This window comes from Acinetobacter sp. ESBL14 (assembly GCF_036668815.1).
Classification (GTDB): domain Bacteria; phylum Pseudomonadota; class Gammaproteobacteria; order Pseudomonadales; family Moraxellaceae; genus Acinetobacter; species Acinetobacter gyllenbergii.
This window is the reverse complement of sequence record NZ_JAZEVS010000090.1, coordinates 1-241: the sequence shown is the minus strand read 5'-3', so window position 1 is coordinate 241 and position 241 is coordinate 1. Positions and strand designations below refer to the sequence as shown.

Below are 241 nucleotides of genomic sequence, written 5' to 3'. Positions count from 1 at the left end.
TCAAATCAGTTGATGACAAAGTCACCAATGGCGTAAATGACTTGACCAACAAAGGTCTAAACTTTGCAGGTAATGCAGGTGGAGATGTGCATCGTAAGTTGGGTGATAAGTTAAACATCGTGGGTGGCGCTGATGCAACAACAGCTGAAGACAAGACCAGCGGTGAGAATGTGATTACACGTACCACTAAAGATGGTATCAAGATCGAGTTGTTAAAAGATGCGAAGTTTGACAGCATCAC

General features: G+C 43.2%; 1 protein-coding gene. It reads left to right on the top strand.

What is annotated here, in order from left to right:
• Positions 1 to 241 (top strand): hypothetical protein (locus V6E90_RS21760; protein ID WP_332606443.1); only part of this gene is annotated, 241 nt, incomplete at both ends.